Raw genomic sequence first — 25,179 nt, 5'->3', positions numbered from 1 at the left:
CACTCTTTACTGCTTTGGTGGGTGCCAACCTTGGTTGGCACGCTTTTCAATGCAGTCGAGCAAGCTCGACTCTACGGGTGCCGACCGTTGGTCGGCACACCTGCCCCATCACACCCGCCCGAACACCAGCGCGGCGTTGGTGCCACCGAAGCCGAAGCTGTTGGACATCACCGTATCCAGCTTCTGCTCGCGGCTCTCGCGCAGGATCGGGAAGCTCTCCACCTTCGGGTCCAGCTCACCGATGTTGGCCGAACCGGCAACGAAGCCATCGCGCATCATCAGCAGGCAGTAGATCGCCTCGTGCACGCTCGCCGCACCCAGCGAATGGCCGGACAGCGCCTTGGTCGAGGACAGCGGCGGCACGGCATCGCCGAACACTTCGCGGATCGCATTGAGCTCGGTGACGTCGCCCAGCGGCGTCGAGGTGCCGTGGGTGTTGAGGTAGTCCAGCGGGCGATCGACGCCCTGCAGCGCCATCTTCATGCAGCGCACCGCACCTTCACCGGACGGCGCGACCATGTCGGCGCCGTCGGAGGTCACGCCATAGCCGATCAGCTCGGCATGGATGTGCGCGCCGCGTGCAACGGCGTGGTCGTAGTCCTCCAGCACCAGCATGCCGCCGCCGCCGGCGATGACGAAGCCGTCGCGGTCCTTGTCGTACGGACGCGAGGCGTTGGCCGGGGTCTCGTTGAAGCTGGTCGACAGCGCGCCCATCGCGTCGAACATCACGCTCATCGACCAGTGCAGGTCTTCGCCACCACCGGCGAACATGATGTCCTGTGCACCGTGGCGGATCATGTCCGCGGCGGCGCCGATGCAGTGCGCCGAGGTCGCGCAGGCGGCCGACAGCGAGTAGCTGACGCCCTTGATCTGGTAGGCCGTGGCCAGGCAGGCCGAGACCGTCGAGCACATCGTGCGCGGCACCATGTACGGGCCGACCTTGCGCACGCCACGTTCGCGCAGCAGGTCGACCGCGCCGATCTGCCACTCGCTGGAGCCGCCACCGGAACCGGCGATCAGGCCGGTACGCAGATTGCTGACCTGCTCGGGGCTGAGCCCGGCATCAGCGATGGCATCGCGCATGGACAGGTAGGCGAAGGCCGCCGCATCGCTCATGAAGCGCTTCTGCTTGCGGTCGATCAGCGCCTCCAGATCGAGGTCGACACGACCGCCGACCTGGCTGCGCAGGCCCGCTTCGGCGTGGTCAGCCAGGGCGGTGATGCCCGAGCGCCCTTCGCGCAGCGCGGCCGAAACGGTATCCAGATCATTGCCGAGGCAGGACGTGATGCCCATGCCGGTGATGACGACGCGACGCATCAGAAGCTCCCGGTTTCAGTGAACAGGCCGACGCGCAGATCGCGCGCGCTGTAGATTTCGCGGTCATCCACGTACATGCGGGCGTCCGACTGGGCCATCACCAGCTTGCGGTTGATGACACGGCTGATGTCGATCTCGTAGCGCACCAGCTTGGCCTCCGGCAGTACCTGGCCGGTGAACTTCACCTCGCCGCAGCCCAGTGCGCGGCCCTTGCCGGGGGCGCCCAGCCAGGTCAGGAAGAAGCCGGTCAGCTGCCACATGGCATCCAGGCCGAGGCAGCCGGGCATCACCGGGTCGCCGATGAAGTGGCAGCCGAAGAACCACAGGTCCGGGCGGATATCCAGTTCGGCGCGTACCATGCCCTTGCCATGCGGTCCGCCGTCCTCGCGGATGTCGGTGATGCGGTCGAACATCAGCATCGGATCGTTGGGCAAACGGCCGGCGGCGGCGCCGAACAGTTCACCGCGTGCGCTGGCCAGCAGCTGTTCGCGGTTGAACGCGTGGAGACGGGTCATGAAGCACAATCCTGGAAGCGGGGAAACAGGGAAACAAGCGCTCGAGGATGCCCGTGGAAACTGCGCCGATCAAACATTTCAACCGTACGCAACCGTAGTGTTTTCAATGGAATACGCGCATCCTGTTGATGTGCAACGACCATACTTCGGCGTGTGGCCCGTTCGGCACGCCCCCGCCCTTTCCGCCTGACATGACCCGACTGCGCAAGATCATCCACGTCGACATGGACGCGTTCTACGCGTCGGTGGAGCAGCGCGACGATCCGTCACTGCGCGGCAAGCCGGTGGTTGTGGCATGGCGTGGCGCTCGGTCGGTCGTATGCGCGGCGTCCTACGAGGCGCGCGTGTTCGGCGTGCGTTCGGCGATGCCCGCCGTGCGTGCCGAGCGCCTGTGCCCGGACGCGATCTTCGTGCCGCCGGACTTCGCACGTTACAAGGCGGTGTCACAGCAGGTACGCGCGATCTTCCTGCGCCACACCGATCTGGTCGAGCCGTTGTCGCTGGACGAGGCGTACCTGGATGTGACCGAGCCGAAGAGCGGCATCGAACTGGCCACCGACATCGCCCGTACCATCCGCACGCAGATCCGCGAGGAAACGAACCTGACTGCTTCAGCCGGGATCGCGCCGAACAAGTTCCTGGCCAAGATCGCTTCGGACTGGCGCAAGCCCGATGGCCAGTTCGTGATTCCGCCGCAGCGCGTGGATGCCTTCCTGCTGCCGCTGCCGGTGAACCGGGTGCCCGGCGTCGGCAAGGTGATGGAAGGCAAGCTGGCCGCGCGCGGCATCGTCACCTGCGGCGACCTGCGGCAGTGGGCACTGATCGATCTGGAAGAGGCGTTCGGCAGTTTTGGCCGCAGCCTGTACAACCGCGCACGCGGCATCGACGAGCGGCCGGTGGAGCCGGACCAGCAGGTGCAGTCGATTTCCTCGGAGGACACCTTCGCCGAAGACCTGCCGCTGGAAGACCTGGGCGAGGCGATCGTGCAGCTGGCGGAGAAGACCTGGAATGCCACGCGCAAGACCGAACGCGTTGGCCACACCGTGGTGCTGAAACTGAAGACCGCGCAGTTCCGCATTCTCACCCGCAGCTTCACCCCGGAGCGCCCGCCGGAATCGATGGAAGAACTGCGCGACATCGCGCTGGCCCTGCGCGCCCGCGTCGACCTGCCGGCGGAGACCCGCTACCGCCTGGTCGGCGTCGGCCTTGGTGGCTTCCGCGAAAAGGAACCGGTAGTGCAGGGCGAATTGTTCGAGCACACCCAGACCGATCGCTCCTGATCCTCCATCCACGCACGGCGTGGATCTACGTGTCGACCAAGGTCGACACCCACCAAGAGCAGGTCATTCCATCCCGACAGGTTGCAGAGACATGCCATCCAGACGGATTGCGGAGATCTGTCGAAGGCGGGGTGGGTCCGGTTGCGGGGGTGTCTGCGGCATGGATGCCGCGGCCAAGCCCCCAGGGATGGGTTTACGGCGTCCCCCGCAACCGGACCCACCTCGCCATCCCACGGATAGCCAGCGGTTGCTGTTGCTTCGGCTGTTGCCGTTGCATTGAGCAGGTGCAGGGCGCAGCCCTGCAAAAGCCTCCCCTACCTCATGGCCACTGCATCTCGCCCTTGGCCACCTTCGCACTCAGCTCCAGCGATGCCACGCCGTCCAGCTTCGGGTAGCGCACCTGCATCGCTTTCACCAGCGCCGTACTGTCCTTGGCCTTTGCCGTCTCGGCATCGAACGCGCGGATGTAGTCCGCAGTGAAGCGCAGCGCACTGGCATCCAGTGCGGCACCCGGCGCGTAATGCCCCGGCACCACCACCTTCGGCTTCAGTGCCTGCAACCGCTGCAGGGTCTGCAGCCAGTCGGCGTGCGACTTCGGCGTCTGCGTGTCGGCCATCCACACGTGTTCACCGGCCACCACCGGAATACCGCCGACGATCGCGCGCAGCGACGGCACCCACAGCACCGTGCGGTCCGGGGTCGGGCCATCCAGGCCGATCAGCGGCAGGCGCTGGCCTTCCAGCAGCAGGGCATCGCCGTCCAGTACCTGCGGCACCACGATGCGTGCCGGCACGTCGGCGCCCATCTTCGGTCCCCAGTAGGCCAGCTTGCCGGCCTGGGTCTGCTGGATGTGGGCGACGGTCTGCGCGGTGGCAACGATGCGCGCCTGCGGGAAGGCGTCCTGCAGGGTGGCCAGGCCGAAGTAGTAGTCCGGATCGCCGTGGCTGATGTAGATCGTGGTCAGCTGCTTGCCGCTGGCGCGGATCAGCTCGACCAGCTTGCGCGCATCGCTGGCACCAAACTGCGCATTGACCAGGATCGCGTCGTGGCGGCCTTCGATCAGCACCGAAGACACCGAGAACATCGCCTGCGGACCGGGATGGAAGGTCTGCAGGTGCAGCTGGGATTTCGTCGCCGTGGCCGGGGCCGTGGTGGCCGGTGCGGCCAGCAGCGGCGCACTGGTGAAGCTGGCGGCCAGGGCGAGGGGAAGCAGCAGGGCAGCGGTACGCATGGGAATTCCTTGTGTGGAGCCGGGCCAATGCCCGGCTGCATGTTTGCGTAGAGCCGAGCGTGGGCCCGGCTCTACAGAACAGGCGTGTCGATCAATACGCGGCCGTGATGATCTGCTTCGGATACGCATGCGCTTCCAGCTCGGCGACGAACGCGGCGCCGTAGTCGGCATAGCTGATGCGGCTGTGGCCGCTGGCATCGGCGAGGAAGGCCTTGGGCTGCACGCGGTACTGGCCGCGCTCTTCGCCCGGGCCGATTTCGGCGGCCGGCGAGAAGAAGGTCCAGTCCAGGTCGTCCACTGCCTGCAGGCGGTTGAACGCCTCACGGTGCGCCAGCGCGTACGCCTTGTAGGCCTCCGGGAAGGTGGGGGTATCGACCAGCTGCACGCCGGGTGCGACTTCCAGGCTGCCGGCACCGCCGACCACCACCAGGCGGGGCACGCCGGCCTTGCGTGCGGCGGCAGCCAGCTGCGCGGCGACCTCGCCGACGCGGCCGATGTCATCGCCCGGGCGCGGGCCGTAGGCGCTGGCCAGCACGTCGTGGCCGGCGATGGCGGCGACCAGGGCATCCTGGTCATCCAGCGAGGCGATCACCGGATGGGCACCGGCCAGTTCGGCCGGAAGATCCTGCGCGCTGCGCACGATGACGGTGAGTTCGTGGCCGTTGGCCAGCGCGTGGCGGGCGATCTGGCGGCCGATGTTGCCGGTGGAACCAACGAGGGCGATTTTCATGGCAGGACTCCGTGGGGCGGTGTGGGCTGGGAATGGGGCCACTCTAGGCTGCTGCAGTTGCTCGAAAAACAGCGTATAACGCGCTTGTTTGTTGCATGGATCGAGCATATGGACCGATTGACCGCCATTACGGTGTTCGTCGAGGTGGCCGAGCGCGGCAGCCTCACCGCCGCCGCCGAAGTGCTGGACATGTCACGGGCGATGGTCAGCCGCTACCTGGCCGAGGTCGAGGGCTGGCTGGGTGCGCGCCTGCTGCACCGGACCACGCGTCGGGTCAGCCTGACCGGCCCCGGTGAGGCGGCGCTGGCGCGCTTCCGGCAGATGCTGGCGATCGGCGAAGAACTGCAGGGCGAGCTGGCCAGTGATGATCCCGAGCCGCACGGCACGCTGCGGGTGACTGCCAGCGTGTCGTTCGGGCAGAGCCACCTGGCACGGGCGGTGGCCGGCTTCGTTGCGCGTCATCCAGCGGCGCGCATCGAGCTGCTGCTGGTCGACCGCACGGTGAACCTGGTGGAAGAGCGGGTGGACCTGGCCGTGCGCATCGCGCGCCAGATCGACCCCAGCCTGATCGCACGGCGGCTGGCCACCTGCCGCTCGGTGCTGTGCGCGACGCCGTCCTACCTGCAGGTGCGCGGCACGCCGACCGCCCCCGAGCACCTGGCCGCGCACAACTGCCTGACCCACCATTACGTTGGCAAGAGCCTGTGGCAGCTGCACCGCGATGGGCGTTCGCTGTCGGTGGCGGTGGGCGGCAACATCAGCGCCAACGAGGCCTCGCTGCTGCTGGAGGCGGTGCGCGCCGGTGCCGGTATCGCCATGCTGCCGACCTACCAGGTGGCGCCGCTGCTGCGCAGTGGTGAGCTGATCGAACTGCTGCCCGAATTCAGCCTGGACGAACTCGGCATTCATGCCGTGTACGCGTCACGGCGCCAGCAGCCCGCTATCATGCGGCGATTCCTGGATTTCCTGGGCGAGTGTTTCGCCAGCCCGGCCTTCCAGGATCTGGATTGGCGCCCGCCGGGCAAGGAGAACACATGAACCATGGACAGGCCTTGATCGACCACAACCGTGCTGCCTGGGACCGCCAGGCCAGCGAAGTGCGCGAATGGTCGCGCCCGGTGGAAAGTTCAACCATTGCCGCCGCGCGCGAAGGCCGCTGGCAGGTGCACCTGACGCCCCGTGCGTTGCCACTGGACTGGATGGGTGATGTGCGCGGCCGTCGCATCCTGTGCCTGGCCTCGGGCGGTGGCCAGCAGGCACCGGTGCTGGCCGCTGCGGGCGCTGACGTCACCGTGTTCGACCTGTCCGACGGGCAGCTGGAACAGGACCGCAGGGTCGCCGCGCGCGATGGCCTGCAGCTGCGCACCGTGCAGGGTGACATGCGCGATCTGCACGTGTTCGCCAACGACAGTTTCGATGTGGTGTTCCACCCGATCTCGAACCTGTATGTGCCTGATGTGCGCCCGGTGTGGACCGAATGCCGCCGCGTGCTGGCACGCGATGGCATGCTGATGGCCAGCTTCTACAATCCGGTGCTGTTCGTTGGTGCGCGCGATCCGCAGCTGGATGCGCAGGGCCTGATCCGGCCGCAGTACGCCATTCCCTATTCGGACCTGGAAGACCTGCCAGCGGCCGAACGCGAGGCGAAACTGGCCCGTGGCGACGCGCTGACCTTCGGCCACAGCCTGACCGAACTGATCGGTGGCCAGCTGGATGCCGGCTTCATCATCGATCGCTTCATGGAAGACTGGCAGCCGCAGCCGCGTTTCCTGATCGACCGTTATCTGCCCACCTTCCTGGCTACCCGCGCACGCCGCATCGGTTGAGGCGGATCGGTGCAAAAACCAGCGGCGTACAATGGACGGCCCCACGTCATGCAGGTGCCGTCCCTTGTCGTATCCCTATCCGCTGGTCGTGTTCGACCTTGATGGCACGCTGGTCGACAGCGCAGCTGATATCGCTGAAGCGCTGAACCGTACGCTGGAGGACATCGGTGTGGCACGCGTGCCGGAAGCCACGGTGCTGGGCTGGATCGGCGACGGTGTGCGCCGCCTGGTCGAACAGGCCGTGCATGCCGCGGGTCGTGAGGTCGACCTGGCCGAAGTGATGCCGGTATTCATGGTGCACTACCGCGAATGCCTGCTGCGCAGCCCGCGTCTGTTCGATGGCGTGGCTGAAGCGCTGGCGCAACTGCGTGCACGCAACGTGCCGCTGGCGATCTGCACCAACAAGCCCGAAGCGCTGGTGCCACCACTGCTGCAGCATCTGGGCATCGGTGATGCGTTCGCGCTGATACTGGGCGGCGATTCGCTGCCGCAGCGCAAGCCCAGTGGTGAACCGCTGCGGCACATCGCCGCGCACTTCGGGCTGCCGGTGGACGCCTGCCTGATGGTGGGTGATTCGTTGACCGACTACCGAGCCGCCGAAGATGCCGGCATGCCGATCGCGCTGGTGCGTTACGGCTACCCGCGCGGCCTGGACCTGGCCACCGCGCATGCGGTGGCGGTGATCGACGACCTGCGTGAACTGCCGGGGTTGCGGGGCTGAAGCAGGGGGTAGTGCCGGCCGCTGGCCGGCAACTCCGGGGACGTTGCCGAAGGTCATGATGTTGCCGGCCAGCGGCCGGCACTACCAATGACCATTGCGGTCACTTCGGCTGGTAACGCACGCTCAGCTGATATTCGCGGCCGGGCTGGTTGAACCACGCCACCGTTTCGTAGCGACGGTCGAAGACGTTGGCGGCACGTGCCAGCAGCGACCACGATGGCGTCAGTGCGTACTCGGCGCGCAGGTCCAGCGTGCCGTAGCCGCCAACCTTCACCGAGTTGCTGGCGTTGTCATAGCGCTTGCCCGCACCCTGCACGGTCAGGCCGGCACGGAAGTCGCCGAAACGGCGGTCGATGTCCAGGCGCGCGGTCTGCTGTGCACGTCGCGGCAGCCAGTTGTCGAACTGGGTGCTGCCGTGGGTGCGGTTGCGCGGATCGGTGTAGCTCAGCTGCGCGCTGATGTCGAAGCCGGCCAGCAGCACGCCACCGGTCAGCTCGGCGCCACGGATGCGCGCCTTCTCCACCTGCTGCATTTTCATCGTGGACGCATCGTAGGTGATCAGGTCATCGATGCGGGTTTCGTATACATCCAGGCCCCAGTGCCAGCCCTGACCCTGCTGCGAAACGCCAAGGTTGGTGCTCTTGGACTTCTCCGGATTCAACGTCGGCACGCCGCTCCACGGGTCGTACAGGTCGCTGAAGGTCGGCGCCTTGAACGCCGTGCCGTAGCTGGCATTGACGCGCAGACCATGCTCCAGCTGCATCGCCCAGCCGAGGCTGCCGGTGGCGTGGTTGCCGAACTGCTGGTTGTCGTCGTTGCGGGCACTGACCTGCAGCTGGTGGCGGCCGAAGCGGCCCTGGTACTGCACGAACACGCCGGTGTTGCGGCGGCTGTCGACGAGATACCCGGCGCTGCTGCCATCCAGGTTGTCCTCACTCCAGTCCACGCCGGTGCTCAGCAGCTGACCTTCGGCCAGCGTGATGTCACCCTGCAGCGAGGCGCTGTCACGATGGGTCTGCGCGCTGCCAAACACCCCCGGTGCGCCGAAGTTATCCGACTCGTTGTCACTGCGGCCGACGTTGGCAGTGAATGCCAGGCGTTCGGACGGGGTGAAGCGCACTTTGCCGGCCAGCACCTGCTGGCGGGTCTCCGAGTAGTTGTAGTAACCGTCGTAGTGGTTCTTGCCGTCGGCGCGCAATGCGCTGCCTTCCACGTTCCACTGGTCGTTGAAGGTATAACCGCCGCGAAGGCTCTTGGACAGGTTGCGGTAGCCGTCGCGGTCATGTTCGTCGGCAAAGCAGCCGGTGAACAGCGTCGCCGAGCCGCGGCAGGCATCGATGCCGTCGGAATGCTGGTAGGCGATGTCGGCGCCGAACCAGCCGCGCTCGGTACCGCCGCCGATGCCGCCGCTGGCTTCGCGCAGCCCGTTGCTGCCACCACCGAGCTGGAAGTGCGGGGCGAAATCGCCCTGGTTGCGGCGGGTGAAGATCTGGATCACGCCACCGATGGCGTCGGCACCGTACAGGCTCGACTGCGGTCCACGCACGATTTCGACGCGCTCGATCTGCGCCAGCGGCAGGTCCTGGTACATGGCCAGGCCGAGGTCGGCGCTGTTGATGCGCACACCATCGACCAGCACCACGGTGTGGCCCGAGTTGGTGCCGCGCAGGAACAGCGAGCTCTGCTTGCCGAGCCCGCCGGCATTGGTCAGGTTGATGCCGGCGCGGCCGCGCAGCAGCTCCTGCAGCGACGTGGCCTGGCTGGATTCGATCTGCGCGCGGTCGATCACCTGCGCCGGCGCGATGCTGTCCTGCAGCGCGATGGGGGTGCGGGTGGCGGTGACCAGGATCTGGTCGAGCGCCGTGGTGTCATCGGCGGCCTGGGCCAGCGCGGGCAGGGCGGCCAGCACGGCCAGGGACAGCATTCGGGACTGCAGCTTCATGGGGGACTCCAGGTGCCACGCACGCCCGCGCGGCGAAGGGGAGGAGCCGCGAAGGCAGGCACGCGCCGATGCCGCAGCACAGGCCGCGTCATCCAGCGCCATGCCCACCGCATCGCGACCTGAGGCTTCCGGGCCGGTCTCCGGGCTTGCCGCCGGGTGGCGCGAGGCCACCGTCCAGGCGCCTTCCCATGCCTGCGGCACAGTGGCGGTGTTGCCTGGAACTGACGTGCTTACCGTTGCGGGGGCAGCGCCGGCCTGGCGTGGAATCACGCGTCACCGGCTTCCCGTTTCAACCTGCCGGCCGAGGCCGCAGGTCACCTGGAAGTGCGCGCAGTCTACGGCATCGCAGGCGGCCCGTAGCACCGCGCTTGCTCGTCTGCCTTTGCCGTGCCTTTAGAATGGCCCCTCGATCCCGTGGTGCCGTTGCCGATGTCCGCCCGTTTTCCGCTGTTCCCGCGTTGCCTGTACAGGACGCACGCATGATCCTCGACCTGGTCCGCCATGCCGGCAACGGTCGCGATGAGTTCCTCGATGGCCGCAGCGATCCACCGCAGCTGGCCCGCCTGCCGCAGGAACTGGTCGACGCCTACGCCGCACAGCCCTGGGAACGGGTGATCAGTTCGCCACGGCTGCGCTCGCTGCACACGGCGATGGCCCTGGCCACCCCCCGTGGGCTGGACGTGGAAGCGGATGAGGAATGGGAAGAGCTGGATTTCGGCGATTGGGACGGGCAGTCGCTGTTCGACCTGCCGGAGGATGCACTGGCGGCCTTCCATGCCGACCCGCACGCGTTCCCGCCACCGAATGGCGAGAGCTGGGGCCACTTTGAGCGGCGCATCGCGCGCGCGCTGGATCGCCTGCTCGATGATGACGATCCGGTGCCGACGCTGGTGGTCAGCCATGGTGGCCCGCTGCGCATGGTGCTGTCGCAGGTCTGCGGCCTGCCGATGTCGCTGTGCTGGGCCCTGCGCATCGACCACGGCACGCGCCTGCGGGTGTGGCTGGAGCGCGGTGAGGTCGGGCTGGTGGGCGAGCTGCTGGAGCTGCAGCAGCCCTGAGCGCACTCGCCGGGCATGGCCCGGCGCTACCGATCCCGCATCACAATGGTAGTGCCGGCCGCTGGCCGGCATGCCCAGGAACGCGGACGCCTCAATCCTCGTCCACGCGCTCGGCCACGCTGTCCTCAGCGTCATCGTCAGCATCGAAGCGCTGCTCATGCACCGGGCCCGACGCCGGGCCGGCTGCCTTCAGCGGATGCGCGGCGATGCGCGCTTCGTAATCCTGCACCAGCGCCTCACGCTGCGGCTCGCTCAGTTCCTGCCAGTGGCAGTCCAGCAGTGCGCCTTCCAGCGAGTACAACAGGTTCAGGCTGGGCTTGAAGCCCGCGCGCCTGACCTTGACGAAGGCGCCCACGGCACCGATCGCGACCAGGTCTTCGCGGCTGCGCAGGCCGACCTGGCGCAGCCACGCCGCACTCTTCGGGCCGATGTTGCGCAGCTTCGGTGCGCTCATCCCAGCGCCTCGACGAACACGCGGGCGATGGCTTCCAGGCCAGCCTGGTCGTCGGCATCGAAGCGGCCGACCTTCGGGCTGTCGATATCGAACACGCCGATCAGTTCATCACCGCGCAGCAGCGGCACCACCAGTTCCGAGCGCGAGGCTGAATCGCAGGCGATGTGGCCGGGGAAGGCATCGACGTCGTCCACGCGCTGGGTCACGCGCTGGCTGGCGGCGGCACCGCACACGCCCTTGTCCAGCGGAATGCGCACGCAGGCCGGCAGGCCCTGGAACGGGCCGACCACCAGCTCCTTGCCGTCGTACAGGTAGAAGCCCACCCAGTTCAGGTCGGGCAGGGCGTGGTAGACCAGTGCCGAGAGGTTGGCCGCGTTGGCGATGCGGTCGGACTCGGCGTAGACCAGGCCACGGGCCTGTTCCAGCAGCTGAGCGTATTGTTCCGGCTTGCTGCCGGTGAGCGAGGCATTGGCGAACATGCCCGCAGTCTAGCAAGCGCGCCGGGCCGGCGATAATGCTCGCTCTGTTGCCCCGTTGGAGCCCATCGATGCCATTGCCCGTTACGCTGCCGCCCGCCCTGTTCGTCACCGGCACCGATACCGAGATCGGCAAGACCGCGGCCAGCACCGCGCTGCTGCATGCACTGCGCCGGCGCGGCCTGCGTGCGGTGGGTATGAAGCCGGTGGCCAGCGGCAGCGAGGATCTGGGCCAGGGCCTGCGCAACGAAGACGCATTGGCGCTGCAGGCGGCCAGCTGGCCGGTACCGGACTATGCCGATCTGAACCCATATGCGTTGCGCCAGCCGCTGGCACCGGAGCTGGCCGCTGCCGAGGATGGCGTGCACGTGGCGCTGGCGCCGATCGTGGCCGCGTTCGAGCGTCTGCGCGCGCAGGCCGATGTCGTGGTGGTGGAGGGTGTTGGCGGTTGGCTGGCACCGGTCTCGGCCACGCTCGACCAGCTCGACCTGGTGCGCGCATTGCGGCTGCCGGTGCTGCTGGTGGTGGGCATGCGGCTGGGCTGCGTCAACCATGCGCGACTGACCGCGCAGTCGCTGCAGGCCAGTGGCGTGGAGTGCCTGGGCTGGATCGGCAACCACATCGACCCGGCGATGCAGCGCCAGGATGAGAACATCGCAACGCTGCAGCAGCGCCTGCCGATGCCGTGCTGGGGGAGGCTGCCCAATCTTCCGGGGGCGGATGGTGAAGCGTTGGCGGCGCACCTGCTCGATTGATCCTGGGTAGTGCCGGCCGCTGGCCGGCAATCTCGATGCAATCACGTGCGTGCAGTTGCCGGCCAGCGGCCGGCACTACCGTGCTGCAGCCGCCAGCTCCCGCGCGATCGCACCCAACTGTTCCACCGCACCGATGAAGCGTGCATCCAGCGTCTGGCAGCACGACAGCCGCAGGCAGTGGCGGTAGCGCGCCCCGCGCGAATACACCTGGCCTGGCATGAACACGATGTCTTCCTGCAGCGCATGCTCGAACAGCTCGCGCGTATCCACGCCCGGCAGTTCCAGCCACAGCAGGAAGCCGCCCTGTGGCTCGGTGGCACGGGTGCCGACCGGGAAGTGTTCGGCCACCAGCTGGCGCAGCCGCCCGACCTGTTCGCGGTACAGCCGGCGCATGCGATGCAGGTGGTGCTCGTAGCTGCCCGCTTCCAGATACGCCGCCACCGCGTCGCCAAGCAGCTGCGGCTCGCCGCCGGTGGACTGGAATTTCAGCAGCGCGATGCGCTCGGCGAAGCGGCCGCCATCCAGCCAGCCGATGCGGTAATCCGGCGCCAGCGTCTTGGAGAAACCACCGACTACCATCACCCAGCCGTCGCGATCGAAGGCTTTCAGCAAGGGCGCCGGCGGTTCGCAGAACTGCAGCTCGGCATACACCGCATCCTCGATCAGCGGCAGCTGGCGTGCGTTGACCAGTTCGGCCAGGCGTTGCTTGGCGGCCGTCGGCATGGTGCAGCCCAGCGGGTTGTGCACGGTCGGCATCACCACCAGTGCGGCCAGCGATGTGTGTTCCAGCAGCGCATCCAGCGCATCCACATCCAGCCCATGCTGCGGGTGGGTGGGCAGCTCGATGGCCTGCAGGCCGAGGTTGGCCAGCAATGGGTAGAGGTTGAAGTAGGACGGCGCCTCGATGCCGACCGCGTCACCGGGCTGGGTCACTGCACGCAGCGCCAGCTGCAGCGCTTCCATCGCACCGTGGGTCAGCAGCAGGCGCTCGCTGTGGGTATGCAGCCCCATGCGCGGGCCACGGCGCACGATCTGCGCCAGCAGCCGGGGCGAGCCGTTCGGTCGTGCATAGGTTTCCACCGTCTGCTGGCCGTGGCGCAGCACCTGCGCGGTATGCCGGGCCAGCTGCGCGCCTGGATAGAACTGGCGACCACGTGGGCCGGCGAACGCCAGGTCGATTACACCCAGGCGGCGCTGTGCCTCCAGCACGCGGGCCATCAGCACCTGCTGCAGCGGCGCGGTGGGCGCGGACGGAGTGTCGCGCAGCGAACGTTCCGGCACCGACAGCCGTGGCGCAACCTCGAAACCGGCCTTGGGCCGCGGAATCACCAGGCCGGCGTCTTCCAGCTGGCGATAGGCCGCGATCACCGTGTTGAGGCTGAGCCTGCGCTGCGACGCCATCTGCCGCAGCGAGGGCAGGCGGCTGCCGACCGGAAGGCGGCCACCATGGATGGCTTCGGCCAACTCATCCGACAGCCGTTGGTAGCGGGGGGGAATCATCGAAGTCTGGTCATCTGTATCCATCGAACATCCCGCCATCTGGTGCTGTACCCATGATGATGGCGAGCCTAGCATGTCGTTGTCGTCCGGGCCTGATCGGGGCACGGCCGATACTTCCCAAGCGCACGGCTGGATGGCCGTGCGTCTTTTTTTGCAGGTAGTGCCGGCCGCTGGCCGGCAATCCCTGGATCCGGAACGGTGCGGTTGCCGGCCAGCGGCCGGCACTACCCAGGTCGTTACCGCATTGGCACCAGCGCTGCATCGCGCCGGTACAACGCCGGGAACTGCTTGCCCAGCGCGGCCAGCTTCGGTGCGTCGTAGTAGCGGATGTAGGCGGCCTGCAGGTAGTTGGTCATGTAGTTCTGGTGGTAGCTCTCGGCCGGGTAGAAGCGCTGGCCGCTGACCAGCTGGGTGACGATCGGCGCGCGGTAGCTGCCGGCCTGGCCGAGCTGGGCGATGTAGGCGCGGCTGGCCGCCTGCTGGCGTGCGTCATCACTGAAGATCGCCGAACGGTACTGGCTGCCGTGGTCGGGCCCCTGGCGGTTGAGCTGGGTCGGGTCGTGCACCACCGAGAAGAACACCTGCATCAACTGCCCATAGCTGACCTGCCGGGGGTCGTAGTCGATCTTCACCGCTTCGGCATGATCGGTCTGGCCACCGCTGACGCGCTCATAGCGCGCATTGGCCGCGCTGCCACCGATGTAGCCGGACACCGCATTGCTCACGCCCTTGACGTGTTGGAACACGCCCTGCACGCCCCAGAAGCAACCGCCGGCAAACACCACGCTGGCGTGGGTGGCGTCATCGCGGAACGCCGCATCGCCCGTGGGTACCGGTAGTGCCTGGGTCTGCGCGCTGGCTTCGACCGGTGCTGCGATGGCGCCGTGATCAACGAGTAGCACGCCGGCGATCAATGCCGTGGCCACGAGACCGGCAACACCGGCGGCGATGCCTTGTTCAAAGGAGAGTTTCATCGTGTGCTCCCGGTTCAACCGAAGGTAAAGGCATAGGCCTGCACGCCCGCATCGAGGAATTCGATCTCGAAGCGATGCGGGCCGACCGTGCCGCGCTGGCGGACCAGCTGGTACAGGCGGTGCTCGTCGACCACGCCGCTGCCATCGGCACCGACATCGCTGCCGGCATCGGCGGCGGGCAGCGGTTTGCCGTCCAGCCAGACACGGAAGCGCACCGGCGTGCCGTCGTGGGTCGGTGCCAGCACCAGGTGCAGGTCGCGCGCGTGGAACTGGAAGGCGATGCGGCCACCGGCCTGCTGCAGTTGTGCGGCTTCGTCGGTGACGGTCCAGCGCCCCGACAGTCCCCACTGGTTCAACGCCAGGGTGGTCGGCAAGGTGTAGTCGAACGCGGCATCGCTGCGCTGCCCGCCGGGCGAGGCGAACTGCTCGGCGCGGGCGTGGCCCAGATAGGTTTCCGGCGAGCGCAGGTTGCCCATGTCGGCCTGCGCGGCCACGCCCTTCAGGTCGGCGGCAGCGGGATCGGCCGGTGGCGGCAGACTGGTCTGGCCGGCTTCGGTCAGCAGGCGACGGATCATCTGTTCCGAGCGCGCGTAGTTGCCTTCGCCGAACTGGTGCCCGCGGATGTTGCCCTGCGCGTCGACGAAGTACTGCGCCGGCCAGTAGCGGTTGTTGAACGCGCGCCAGATCGTGTACTGGTTGTCGAGCGCCACCGGGTATTCGACCTTCAGCTGCTGCACCGCCTTCATCACGTTGCGCGGGTCACGCTCGAAGGCGAACTCCGGCGTGTGCACGCCGATCACCACCAGACCGTGGTCGCGGTAGCGGCGCTCCCATTCGTGCACGAACGGCATCGCGCGCAGGCAGTTGATGCACGAGTACGTCCAGAAATCGACCAGCACCACCTTGCCGCGCAGCTGCTGGGCTGTCAGCGGCGGACTGTTGAGCCAGCCGGTGGCGCCGTCCAGTGCGGGCAGGGTGCCTTCCACCGGCAGCGGTGCATCGGCCGCGGCGTTGGCACCGGTCATCATCATCATCGGCGGTGCCGCTGGCTGCGCACCGGGTACCGCGTCCAGCAGACCCTGCTCGATACGCGCAGTGCTGACCGTCGAAAGGCGGGTCAGCAGGCCGGTATCCCATCCCATGCCGATCGCCACTACGGCCAGCAGCGCAGCCACACCCAGCACCTTGCGCAGTACATCGCCGAGGCCAAGCCGCGCCTGCAGGGCACGGAACACGCGGCCGCCCACCCACACCGCCAGCGCCAGTGCGGTGATTGCACCCAGCGCATAGGCCAGCAGGAGCGCACTGGTACCGACGCTGGCGCCATGCAGGGCAGCACCGGTCAGCACCAGGCCGAGGATCGGCCCGGCGCAGGGTGCCCACAGCAGGCCCGTGGCGATGCCGATCAACAGCGAGGTCCATGCGCCGCCATGCCCAGCAGCATCAGCGGCATCGGCACGCGCGCTCAGGCGTGCACCCACACGCTGGAACGGCGCCAGCAGATGGTCGGCCAGTCGCGGCCACAGCAGCGCGACCGCGAACAACGCCATCAGCAGCAGGGCGATCCAGCGTCCGACCTGGTTGGCCTGCGCCACCCATTGGCTGCCCACCGCGGCCAGGCTGGCGACCACGGTGAAGGTCAGCGCCATGCCCAGCAGCAAGGGCAGCGTGCTGCGCAGGAAGGGACGGTCGGCACGCGCGAACACGAACGGCAGCACCGGCAGGATGCAGGGACTGAGCAGGGTCAGCGCGCCTCCGAGGTAGGCAAGCAGCAACAGCAGCATCGTCAGGCTCCGGAAGCAGGGGAAGAACCGACCGGCACCCGCCAGCCATCGGCAGTGCCGCCCTCGGCGGCACCGGGAACGAACACCATCGCCGCACCGTTCATGCAGTAGCGCAGCCCGGTCGGACGCGGGCCGTCGTTGAACACGTGGCCGAGATGGCCACCGCAGCGGCGGCAGTGCACCTCTACCCGCAGCATCCCGAAGGTGACGTCGCGGTCTTCGCCGATGGCGTTGTGCAGCGGCGCCCAGAAGCTGGGCCAGCCGGTACCGCTCTCGAACTTGGTGGACGAGGAGAACAGCGGCAGCGCACAGCCCGCGCAGGTGAAAGTGCCCTGCCGATGTTCCTTGTTGAGCGGGCTGCTGTACGGGCGCTCGGTGGCCTGCTGGCGCAGCACCGCGTACTGCGCCGGGGTCAGCTGCTGGCGCCACTGCGCATCGCTGTGCATGACCTCGAACTGTCGCGGCGGGCGCGCTTCAGCGGCCGCCGGCGCGGCGCGGCTGCAGGCCCCCAGGCCGAGCAGGCCGGCGGCGGTGGCAACACCGCCCAGGCCCAGCAGATGGCGGCGGGACAGGGACATGGCGGACTCCGGGAAGGGGCGACGGGGCCATGCTGCGCCCGCCCGGGTCAACGAATCCTCACGCAGGATTCAATTTTTCGTGAGGTATCGGCGGCCGTCCCGCGCCACAATGCAACCAGCCTCCCCACTGGCCCCGAGCTGCCGATGTCCACCAAACGCGTGCTGATCGTTGAAGACGATGCCCACATCGCCGACCTGCTGCGCATGCATCTGGGCGATGAGGGCTACGACGTCGCCCATGCCGCCAGTGGCGATGCCGGGCTGCGCCTGCTCGAGCAGGACGGCCCGTGGGATGCGCTGGTACTGGACGTGATGCTGCCCGGCGTGGATGGCCTGCAGGTGTGCCAGCGTGCACGCGCGATGGCGCGCTATGTGCCGATCATCATCATCAGTGCGCGTGGCAGCGAAACCCAGCGCATCGTCGGCCTGGAACTGGGTGCGGATGACTACCTGGCAAAGCCCTTCTCGATGCCGGAGCTGGTGGCACGGGTGCGCGCATTGCTGCGCCGGGCCGAAGCGATGGCGCAGAGTGCTCGCATCGATGCCGGCGCGATCGAACTGGGCGGCCTGCAGCTGGATCCGGTTGCGCGTACCGCCTCGGTGGATGGCAACGCGCTGGAGCTGACGCCGCGCGAGTTTGACCTGCTGCTGTTCTTCGCCCGTCATCCGGACCAGGTGTTCGCGCGCATGGAACTGCTCAACCAGGTCTGGGGCTACCAGCACGATGGCTACGAGCACACGGTCAACACCCACATCAATCGCCTGCGCAGCAAGATCGAGCCGGACCCGGCCAATCCACGGCGGCTGCTGACGGTGTGGGGCCGTGGCTACAAGCTGGTCGACCCGGCCGGGGCGGCGGCATGATCAGGCCGAACCTGTGGCAGAAGCTGGCGGTGGTGATCGCCGCGCTGATGCTGATGTGCTGCATGGCGCTGCTGGCGCTGCAGATGCGTGCCAATACCCGCCACGAGCAGGAGGTGGTGCAGCGGCTGTCGCTGGGCCTGGCCGAGCACATCGCGCAGCGCAGCGAGCTGATGGATACCAGCGGCATGCGTGATGCCGCGGTGCGCGCGCTGTTCGGCCAATTGATGGCGGTCAATCCCAGCGTCGAGGTCTATCTGCTGGACGACCAGGGCCGCATCCTCGGCCACGATGCGCCGACAGGCCATCTGGTGCGCAACCGGGTGGATGTGGCACCGCTGCGCCGGCTGCTGGCCGGTGCGCCGTTGCCGATCCTGGGCGATGACCCGCGCAGCACGGACGGCCGCAAGGTGTTCAGTGCCGCACCGTTGATCGTGCAGGGCCGCCAGGCCGGATACGTGTACGTGGTGCTGGTGGGCGAGCACAGGCAGATGCTCGCCGACGATCTTGCCGCCGGCAGCCAGTGGAACACCACCTGGTGGTCGGTGGTGCTGGTCGGCAGCCTGGGCCTGCTGGCCGGGCTGGTGGCCTTCTACTGGGTGACGCGCCCGCTGCGGCGGCTGACCCGGCGCATCCAGGCCTTCGATATCGACGCACCCACGCCGCTGCCGCCGCCGGAGCCGCTGCGCCCCGGTGAGCGCGACGAGCTGGTGATCCTGGAACACGCACACGCGCAGATGGCGCAGCGGCTGGGCGAGCAGTGGCAACAGCTGCGCCAGCAGGACCTGCAGCGCCGCGAACTGGTGGCCAACATCTCGCATGACCTGCGCACGCCGTTGTCGTCACTGCACGGCTACCTGGAAACACTGGCGCTGAAGGACGCCACGCTGTCGCCGGATGAGCGCCGGCGTTATCTCGGCATCGCCCTGGCGCAGAGTGCCAAGGTTGGTCGGCTGGCGCGCGCGCTGTTCGAACTGGCGCGGCTGGAGCACGGCGAAGTCCGTCTGGAGTGGGAGGTGTTCGCATTGCCGGAGCTGCTGCAGGACGTGCTGCAGAAGTTCGAGCTGGCGGCGCAGGCACGCAACCAGCGCCTGCATGCCGAGTTCCCGCCAGGCCTGCCGCTGGTGCGTGCCGATCTGGGCCTGGTCGAGCGGGTGCTGACCAACCTGCTCGACAACGCGTTGCGGCATGCGCCGGAGGGTGGCCGGATCGAGGTACGCCTGCGCGCGACGCCGGACAGCGTCGAGGTGAGCGTGGCCGATGATGGCCCTGGTGTTGCCCCTGCACTGCGCACGCAGCTGTTCCAGGCGCCGGCGGCGCTGGGGGCACGGCGCGGCGATAGCGGCGGGCTGGGCCTGCTGATCGTGCAGCGCATCGTGCAGCTGCATGGGCGCCGGATCGAATTGCGCGACAGCGAGCAGGGCGCGCTGTTCGTGTTTGCCTTGCCGCGCGCGGAACCGGCGGTCTAGCAGGTCGTCTCGCTCTCCACGGCACCGCCGCTTTCCAGCGGCAGGTGCAGGCGGATGCAGGCACCGCCCAGCTCCGAATCGGTCACTTCAACGTGGCCGCCATGCTTGTCGGCTACCACCTGCACCAGCGCCAGGCCGAGGCCGAACCCGGGGCTGCCCGGATCCAGCCGCACATAGGGTTGCAGCACCTGGCCGCGCAGTTCGGGTGCGATGCCGGGGCCGTCGTCCTCCACCTGCAGGCACAGCCAGCCGTCGTTTACCGTGCTGGCGATACGGATCTGCCGCCGTGCGTAGCGCAGGGCATTGCCGAGCAGGTTGCGCAACGCCAGTTCCAGCATGTGCCGGTTGACGTTGACCAGGCCTGCCGGCGACAGCACCTGCTGTACCGGCATCGGCAGCGGTGCGAACTGGGCCACCACGCCACGTACCAGTGCCGCCAGCTGCAGGCGCTGGCGGGTCAGCTGATGACAGCGGCCGAGCGCGGCGTACTCGACACCGGCATCGGTGAGGTGCTGCAGCCGATCAACGTCGGTGCGCAGGCCGCCCAGTGCATCGCGCTGTATCTCGTCGAGCGCGGTGTCCTCCAGGTCGGCCAGGCCGAAACGCATCCGCGCCAATGGCGTGCGCACTTCGTGCGCCACTGCCTGCGCCAGCACGCGCTGGCTTTCCAGCAGCTGCTGCAGCTGCTCGGCCATGTGGTTGAAGGCATTGGCCAGCGGCCGCACCAGCGCGGTGCCGGCGCGTGGCGCGCGCGTGTCCAGCTGGCCGTCGCGCATCTGCCGGGCGGCCTGGGCCAGCTGCGAAACGTCGCGCCACAGGCGGTAGACCATCACGTACATCGGCAGCGCCACGGCCACCATCAGGATCAGCAGCAGGATCGCCACGCCGGACACTTCGCTGTCCTGCCAGCCTTCCTCGGGCAACGCTTCATCCAGTGGCCCCAGCATCACGGCATAGTCGCTGTCGCCGATCCGCTGCAGGCTGCGCATGTGTTCCAGGTCGATCTGCACCCGGCCGTTGTTGAACGGCGGTCGCTGGCTGGCCGACAGCGCCTTCTCCGCCTCGGCCAGCGGCACCATCCGCAGGGCGTAGGCGAAGTCGGCGTCGAGCCCTCGTGCAAGCACCGGCCACTGCTCGCGCGGTGTTTCCGCGAAGCGTTGCTGCAGCAGCGCATGGGTGCCACGCATCTCGGCCAGCAGGCTGGCTTCGGTGCGGTCTTCCAGCAGCGCATCCCAGGCCCACAGGCCCAGCACGATCAGCAGCAGGTGGGCGACCAGGAAGCCGATGCCGTAGCGCAGGAAGTGGAAGGCGTGGCCACGCATCGCCGAGGGCGTGCGCTTCATCCCCATGCCGAGCGGCTGAACAGGTAGCCGCGTCCACGGACGGTCTTGATCCGCTCCGGTTGTTCAGGGTTGTCGCCCAGCTTGCGGCGCAGGCGCGAGATGCGTGCATCGATCGAACGGTCCAGGCCGTCAAAGGCGATGCCACGCAGGCCGCGCAGCAGTGCATCGCGGTCCAGGATCTGGCCGGCGTTGCTGGCCAGCAGGAACAGCAGGTCGAACTCGGCGGTGGTCAGCTCCAGCAGGCCGCCCTGCAGGTGCACATTGCGGGTGGACGGGTCGATGTTCAGCTCGCCGAAGCGCAGGCTGCCGTCGCGCGGTTCGACCCGGCGATGGCGGCGCAGGTGCGCACGCAGGCGGGCCAGCAGCACCCGCGGTTCGATGGGTTTGCCGATGTAATCGTCGGCCCCCAGCTCCAGTCCCAGCACCTGGTCGATGTTGTCGGTGCGGGCGGTCAGCACGCAGATGATGCCGTCATAGTGGGGTCGGATCTGCCGACACACTTCGAAACCATCCTGGTCGGGCAGGCCGACATCGAGCAGGACCAGGGCCGGCTTCTCGGCCAGGATCCGGGCCACCGCGCGCTCACCACTGCGCTCATGGGCCACCTGGTAGCCATGCCGCTGTAGATAGTCGCTGACCATCGTACCCAGGCGGGCATCGTCTTCGACCAGTACGATATCCAGCATTTTCAAGGCCTCCGTGGGCGCAAACGTACCGCCACGGCACGAGCGCGGCGATGCTATCCCAGCCTGCGGGCCGCCCGGGTCCCGGGGGCGGGCGCCATTCAGCCGGGGTTGCTGGCGCTCGGGCCGGGCCTCAGGCCTGGCAACAACTTGGCGTCCAGCATAGCTTGTTGCCGTTACAAAACGTTACCTTCGTGATACGTCTGGTGACCATCGCTGACAGCAAAGCGACTGACGCGGGGCAGGTGGGGCGCCGAGCATGGAGTCTCCTCCGCTCCGCGTGCCGTTCCCATGTCGCCCGCCGCCCTCTGCCTGCTGAACCCGTCCCGCCGTTGCCGCTGCGGAGATGCCCGATGAGCGGCGTGGTCGGGGCCTGGCTGCCGCCCGCCGAAGACGAGCACCTGCTGCAGCAGCTGGCGCCGATGCTGCGCGCCCTGCAGCAGCGGGGCAGGGGCCGCATCGGTTACTGGACCGACGCCGAGGCTGGCCTGGCGCTGGGCCACTGCCGGGCGCCGACCGATACCCCGCTGCAGCCGCTGAGCTCGGACTGCGGCCGTTACGTGTTGTGCCTGGACGGCCGCCTGTACAACCGCGCCGACCTGCAGTCGCAGCTGCGTGATCTGCCGCGCAGCTGCAGCGATGCCCGGTTGCTGCTGCAGGCGATCATCGAGTGGGGTGTGGAGCGGGCGCTGTCGCGCATCGAGGGAGCATTTGGCTTCAGTGTCTGGGACCGCGAGTCGCGCGCGTTGTGGCTGGCCCGTGATCCGGTCGGTGAGCGGCCGCTGTACTACGGCTGGTCCCAGGGCCAGTTCCTGTTCGCCTCGGAAATGAAGGCGTTGCAGGCCTTTGCCGGCTTCGCGCCAAGCATCGATCAGGATGCGCTGAGCCTGCTGCTGCGCCACGATTATGTGCCGGCACCGCACACCATCTACCGGGGCATCCACAAGCTGGTGGCTGGCGCGGTGCTGCGCGTTGATCTGGATGACCACGCTGCCGGTGGTTCCAGCCAGGCGGCGGAAGGGGGGGCGCGCTACTGGTGCGCACGCGACGCGATGCAGAGCGCATTGCAGGAACCCCTGCAGCCGGCGCCGAGCCTGGAGCAGGCCACCGATCAGCTGGAAGTGGTGTTGCAGAAGGCGATCGCTTCACGCATGCACTCGCCATTGGCGTGTGGCGCGTTCCTGTCCGGCGGCACCGACTCGTCGCTGGTGACGGCGATGATGCAGGCGCAGTCCACCTTGCCGATCGAGGCGTGGACGGTCGGCTTCGACGATCCCGGCCATGACGAGAGCGACTGGGCCTCGCAGGTCGCGCGGCATCTGGGTGTGCAGCACCATCTGCACCGGATGGACGCGCGCCAGGGCCTGGATCTGCTGCAGCGCCTGCCGCAGGTCTGGTGCGAGCCGTTCGCCGACGCCTCGCAGCTGCCGACCCTGCTGGCCAGTGAACTGCTGGGCGCGCGCAAGCCGGTGGCGCTCACAGGCGATGGTGGCGATGAACTGTTCTTCGGCCACCCCAGCTACGGCCGCGCACTGCGCAATGCGCGCCTGTGCGGTGGCCTGCCGGACTGGGTGCGCGACCTGGCGCGGCGCAGCGGCAACCGCATGAACGTCGAGCGTGGGCGCCTGGGAGGCTGGCGTGCGCTGGTGGCCGAGGTTGCCGCCAACGACGTGGAAGGGCATTACCTGCAGCGTGTGACCCGCTGGCGGCAGCCGGCGCAGGTGGTGCTGGGCGCGCGCGAGCCGATGACGATCTTCCAGCAGCAGGACACCGCGCTGCCGGCCGAGGCGCGCATCCAGCTGCTGGATTTCCGCATGGACCTGGCTGAGGGCATCCTCGCCAAGGTCGATCGCGCGGGCATGGCGGCGGGCGTGGAGACGCGTGCGCCGCTGCTGGACATGGAGGTGGTGCGCCTGGCCTGGCGCCTGCCGCAGCATCTGAAGTACCACGACGGTGAGCACAAGCGGATTCTCAAGCACCTGCTGGCGCGCTATCTGCCCGAGCCGCTGGTGTACCGCCCCAAGCGCGGTTTCGGTCCACCGATGGCGCGTTGGTTGGCGGGCCCGCTGCGCGATTGGGCGGAGGCGTTGCTGGACCCGCAGCTGCTGCGCAACCAGGGCTGCTTCGATGCGGCACGCGTGCGCGGTATCTGGGAAGCGTTCCTGCGGGGTGAGCGCAAGTGGCACACGCACCTGTGGAACGTGTTGATGTTCCAGGCGTGGCACCAGCACTGGCACGTCAATCGCGGGCGTTGAGATTCCTTCGCGGTTTGTTCTGCGTGGCGCAGGGCGGATGCCCTTGCGTACGAATGTCCTCCGGCGCCGGCCGTTGGCCGTCACCTCCCCCTTTACTTCGTACGCAAGGGCCTCCGCCCTGCGTTCGGAGTTCGTCGGCGCTTCCTTGAAAGGCGGCCGCGCGTGCTGCGCTCTACTCACCGCGCGCAGAGCCTCGTCGGGGCGGGTAGGGGGCTGGGCAAAGTAAAGGAGGAGGTGACGGCCAACGGCCGGCGCCGGGGGACATTTGCCCAGGCCCCTGCCTGCCCCGACGGGGCCCATCAGCTCGCAGAGACGTCGGGCGAAGACGCACTTCGGTATCCAAACGCCAGGCAAAAAAAGACCCGGCAGAGGGAGGGATCTGCCGGGTCCGGATTGCGCGGGGGGAGGGACCCACGCAATGAGCGTTGCGTCGCGTCAGTGGTTGTTCGCGTCCGCCGTTGATTCGTTGTAGCCCTGCACCAGTTCGGACCAGGCCTTGCCGGCCTGCAGGCCGAGACCGACCACGTCCTGCTGGGCCTGGCCCAGCCGCTGCAGGTTGTCCTGCCACAGCTGTGCGCCCTTGTTGAGCATCCCGGCCGCGTCGTCACTGCGGGCCAGTTCACCCAGCCAGCCGCCGGTCGCGGTCAGGTTGCGCTCCATCACCTTCAGCTGCACGCCGAACATGCTTTCCGCGTTCTCCAATGCCAACCGGTTCGCGCGGGTTGCCGCGGCGGCGAGCTGGCGGGTGGCATCACTGAAGCGATCGCTGAAGGCGGCGGCCATGGGGGCATCAGGGAGTGGCTTGATGCAATGCAGCATACGCCGTTGATGCGGCAATGCAACAAAAATAACAAAGGCGCCCAGGGCGCCTTTGAAACACCTTTCAGATCAATGGGTTGATCAGGACGCCGGGCCGCGGTAACGGCAACCGGATGTGCAGGTTTCGTGCACGGTGATCTCGCTCAGCGCCGGCAGGCTGGGCTTGAGTTCGTTCCAGATCCACACCGCCAGGTTCTCGCTGGTCGGGTTCTCCAGGCCGGGGATGTCATTGAGGTAGTGATGGTCCAGGCGGTCGTAGATCGGCTGGAAGGCCGCCTTCACGTCGCCGAAGTCCATGATCCAGCCGGTGTGCGCACCCGGCTCGCCCTCGACCTTCAGTTCCACCCGGAACGAGTGGCCGTGCAGGCGCGCGCACTTGTGCCCCGGCGGCACGTTGGGGAGGCGGTGCGCCGCCTCGAGCATGAAGACTTTGAAGATTTCCATGGCGCGATTGTACGCCGCAGGTGGCCGGTCATCCTGAGCGGATGTTGGGCTTTCGTGAAGTAACTCTTTCCATCCGGATGAAGAGATGATAGCTTCTCTTATATCCGTATGAAGAGATGTTATTGGCCGGACCCCGGTCAGGCATGGACTACTGCGGAACTACG

Annotated in this window: 24 protein-coding genes and 1 riboswitch; of the genes, 9 read left to right on the top strand and 15 right to left on the bottom strand. The window is 67.9% G+C overall.

Annotation, left to right across the window (positions count from 1 at the left end):
* Positions 1-108: 108 nt before the first annotated feature.
* Both fabB and fabA read right to left on the bottom strand, forming a co-directional pair.
* Positions 109-1,317 (bottom strand): beta-ketoacyl-ACP synthase I, encoded by a 1,209-nt coding sequence (gene fabB / locus AC13GF_RS04940; protein WP_483003549.1) that lies wholly within the window; start codon positions 1,315-1,317, stop codon positions 109-111.
* Positions 1,317-1,832: a 3-hydroxyacyl-[acyl-carrier-protein] dehydratase FabA gene (gene fabA / locus AC13GF_RS04935; RefSeq protein WP_049480813.1), complete on the bottom strand. Its 516-nt coding sequence runs from the start codon at positions 1,830-1,832 to the stop codon at positions 1,317-1,319. The genes fabB and fabA overlap by 1 nt, the downstream gene beginning before the upstream one ends.
* A 191-nt stretch (positions 1,833-2,023) precedes the next feature.
* Between fabA and dinB the strand changes: the two genes are divergently transcribed.
* On the top strand, positions 2,024-3,112 hold the full coding sequence (gene dinB, locus AC13GF_RS04930; RefSeq protein ID WP_126928780.1) for a DNA polymerase IV: 1,089 nt from the start codon (positions 2,024-2,026) through the stop codon (positions 3,110-3,112).
* 319 nt (positions 3,113-3,431) lie between these two features.
* Here the strand turns inward: dinB and AC13GF_RS04925 are convergent, their stop codons facing one another.
* Positions 3,432-4,343 (bottom strand): MBL fold metallo-hydrolase, encoded by a 912-nt coding sequence (locus AC13GF_RS04925; protein ID WP_483003546.1) that lies wholly within the window; start codon positions 4,341-4,343, stop codon positions 3,432-3,434.
* 91 nt (positions 4,344-4,434) lie between these two features.
* The gene (locus tag AC13GF_RS04920; protein ID WP_483003544.1) at positions 4,435-5,073 is read right to left on the bottom strand and encodes an NAD(P)-dependent oxidoreductase; all 639 of its coding nucleotides are present in this window, start codon (positions 5,071-5,073) and stop codon (positions 4,435-4,437) included.
* A 108-nt stretch (positions 5,074-5,181) separates the two neighbouring features.
* Between AC13GF_RS04920 and AC13GF_RS04915 the strand changes: the two genes are divergently transcribed.
* The 3 genes from AC13GF_RS04915 to gph all read left to right on the top strand — a co-directional run bounded on the left by AC13GF_RS04915 (position 5,182) and on the right by gph (position 7,620).
* Positions 5,182-6,111, top strand: coding sequence for a LysR family transcriptional regulator (locus tag AC13GF_RS04915; protein WP_483003542.1), 930 nt, complete (start codon positions 5,182-5,184; stop codon positions 6,109-6,111).
* Complete coding sequence (locus tag AC13GF_RS04910; protein ID WP_049444871.1) at positions 6,108-6,899, top strand: class I SAM-dependent methyltransferase; 792 nt, start codon at positions 6,108-6,110, stop codon at positions 6,897-6,899. Before AC13GF_RS04915 ends, AC13GF_RS04910 begins: the two co-directional genes overlap by 4 nt.
* Positions 6,900-6,963: 64 nt before the next feature.
* On the top strand, positions 6,964-7,620 hold the full coding sequence (gene gph / locus AC13GF_RS04905) for a phosphoglycolate phosphatase (RefSeq protein WP_483003540.1): 657 nt from the start codon (positions 6,964-6,966) through the stop codon (positions 7,618-7,620).
* A 100-nt stretch (positions 7,621-7,720) separates the two neighbouring features.
* On the opposite strand, the gene btuB is transcribed toward gph, so the two are convergent.
* Positions 7,721-9,562, bottom strand: a complete 1,842-nt coding sequence (gene btuB, locus AC13GF_RS04900; protein ID WP_483003538.1) for a TonB-dependent vitamin B12 receptor — start codon at positions 9,560-9,562, stop codon at positions 7,721-7,723.
* Between the two features lie 114 nt (positions 9,563-9,676).
* A riboswitch (cobalamin riboswitch) is annotated at positions 9,677-9,899 on the bottom strand.
* A 142-nt stretch (positions 9,900-10,041) separates the two neighbouring features.
* Here btuB and AC13GF_RS04895 point away from each other — a divergent pair.
* A complete protein-coding gene (locus AC13GF_RS04895) occupies positions 10,042-10,620 on the top strand; it encodes a histidine phosphatase family protein (protein WP_032128728.1) in 579 nt (192 codons plus the stop codon).
* A 91-nt stretch (positions 10,621-10,711) separates the two neighbouring features.
* Here AC13GF_RS04895 and AC13GF_RS04890 read toward each other — a convergent pair whose 3' ends face one another.
* Both AC13GF_RS04890 and AC13GF_RS04885 read right to left on the bottom strand, forming a co-directional pair.
* Positions 10,712-11,074: a TfoX/Sxy family protein gene (locus tag AC13GF_RS04890; RefSeq protein ID WP_483003536.1), complete on the bottom strand. Its 363-nt coding sequence runs from the start codon at positions 11,072-11,074 to the stop codon at positions 10,712-10,714.
* Positions 11,071-11,553 (bottom strand): GAF domain-containing protein, encoded by a 483-nt coding sequence (locus AC13GF_RS04885; RefSeq protein WP_004140850.1) that lies wholly within the window; start codon positions 11,551-11,553, stop codon positions 11,071-11,073. The genes AC13GF_RS04890 and AC13GF_RS04885 overlap by 4 nt, the downstream gene beginning before the upstream one ends.
* 68 nt (positions 11,554-11,621) lie before the next feature.
* Here AC13GF_RS04885 and bioD point away from each other — a divergent pair, with 68 nt between their 5' ends.
* Entirely contained in the window at positions 11,622-12,305 is a 684-nt protein-coding gene (gene bioD / locus AC13GF_RS04880) for a dethiobiotin synthase (protein WP_483003534.1), read from the top strand.
* A gap of 75 nt (positions 12,306-12,380) precedes the next feature.
* On the opposite strand, the gene AC13GF_RS04875 is transcribed toward bioD, so the two are convergent.
* From AC13GF_RS04875 to msrB, 4 genes are all read right to left on the bottom strand, one after another.
* Positions 12,381-13,829, bottom strand: coding sequence for an aminotransferase-like domain-containing protein (locus tag AC13GF_RS04875; protein WP_483003532.1), 1,449 nt, complete (start codon positions 13,827-13,829; stop codon positions 12,381-12,383).
* A gap of 212 nt (positions 13,830-14,041) precedes the next feature.
* Positions 14,042-14,779, bottom strand: coding sequence for a peptide-methionine (S)-S-oxide reductase MsrA (msrA, locus tag AC13GF_RS04870; protein ID WP_483003530.1), 738 nt, complete (start codon positions 14,777-14,779; stop codon positions 14,042-14,044).
* A gap of 14 nt (positions 14,780-14,793) precedes the next feature.
* Positions 14,794-16,563, bottom strand: a complete 1,770-nt coding sequence (locus tag AC13GF_RS04865) for a cytochrome c biogenesis protein DipZ (RefSeq protein ID WP_483003528.1) — start codon at positions 16,561-16,563, stop codon at positions 14,794-14,796.
* 2 nt (positions 16,564-16,565) lie between these two features.
* Positions 16,566-17,141, bottom strand: coding sequence for a peptide-methionine (R)-S-oxide reductase MsrB (gene msrB / locus AC13GF_RS04860; RefSeq protein WP_483003526.1), 576 nt, complete (start codon positions 17,139-17,141; stop codon positions 16,566-16,568).
* 144 nt (positions 17,142-17,285) lie between these two features.
* Here msrB and AC13GF_RS04855 point away from each other — a divergent pair, with 144 nt between their 5' ends.
* On the top strand, positions 17,286-18,005 hold the full coding sequence (locus tag AC13GF_RS04855; protein ID WP_014035866.1) for a response regulator transcription factor: 720 nt from the start codon (positions 17,286-17,288) through the stop codon (positions 18,003-18,005).
* Positions 18,002-19,471 (top strand): sensor histidine kinase, encoded by a 1,470-nt coding sequence (locus tag AC13GF_RS04850; protein ID WP_483003524.1) that lies wholly within the window; start codon positions 18,002-18,004, stop codon positions 19,469-19,471. The genes AC13GF_RS04855 and AC13GF_RS04850 overlap by 4 nt, the downstream gene beginning before the upstream one ends.
* Here AC13GF_RS04850 and AC13GF_RS04845 read toward each other — a convergent pair.
* Positions 19,468-20,814, bottom strand: coding sequence for an ATP-binding protein (locus AC13GF_RS04845; RefSeq protein WP_483003522.1), 1,347 nt, complete (start codon positions 20,812-20,814; stop codon positions 19,468-19,470). The two genes, AC13GF_RS04850 and AC13GF_RS04845, sit on opposite strands and share 4 nt — an antisense overlap.
* The gene (locus AC13GF_RS04840; RefSeq protein ID WP_010484092.1) at positions 20,811-21,500 is read right to left on the bottom strand and encodes a winged helix-turn-helix domain-containing protein; all 690 of its coding nucleotides are present in this window, start codon (positions 21,498-21,500) and stop codon (positions 20,811-20,813) included. The genes AC13GF_RS04845 and AC13GF_RS04840 overlap by 4 nt, the downstream gene beginning before the upstream one ends.
* Before the next feature lie 350 nt (positions 21,501-21,850).
* Between AC13GF_RS04840 and asnB the strand changes: the two genes are divergently transcribed.
* Positions 21,851-23,752, top strand: a complete 1,902-nt coding sequence (asnB, locus tag AC13GF_RS04835) for an asparagine synthase (glutamine-hydrolyzing) (protein ID WP_483003520.1) — start codon at positions 21,851-21,853, stop codon at positions 23,750-23,752.
* Between the two features lie 435 nt (positions 23,753-24,187).
* Here the strand turns inward: asnB and AC13GF_RS04830 are convergent, their stop codons facing one another.
* Together AC13GF_RS04830 and queD are read right to left on the bottom strand one after the other, a co-directional pair.
* Entirely contained in the window at positions 24,188-24,535 is a 348-nt protein-coding gene (locus AC13GF_RS04830; RefSeq protein ID WP_285318500.1) for a phasin family protein, read from the bottom strand.
* A 117-nt stretch (positions 24,536-24,652) separates the two neighbouring features.
* Positions 24,653-25,015, bottom strand: a complete 363-nt coding sequence (gene queD / locus AC13GF_RS04825; RefSeq protein WP_483003518.1) for a 6-carboxytetrahydropterin synthase QueD — start codon at positions 25,013-25,015, stop codon at positions 24,653-24,655.
* Positions 25,016-25,179: the final 164 nt, after the last annotated feature.

The organism is Stenotrophomonas sp. 22LJNL06-5-1, assembly GCF_056861455.1.
The sequence above is the reverse complement of the archived record's forward strand: the minus strand, read 5'-3'. Positions and strand labels throughout refer to the sequence as shown.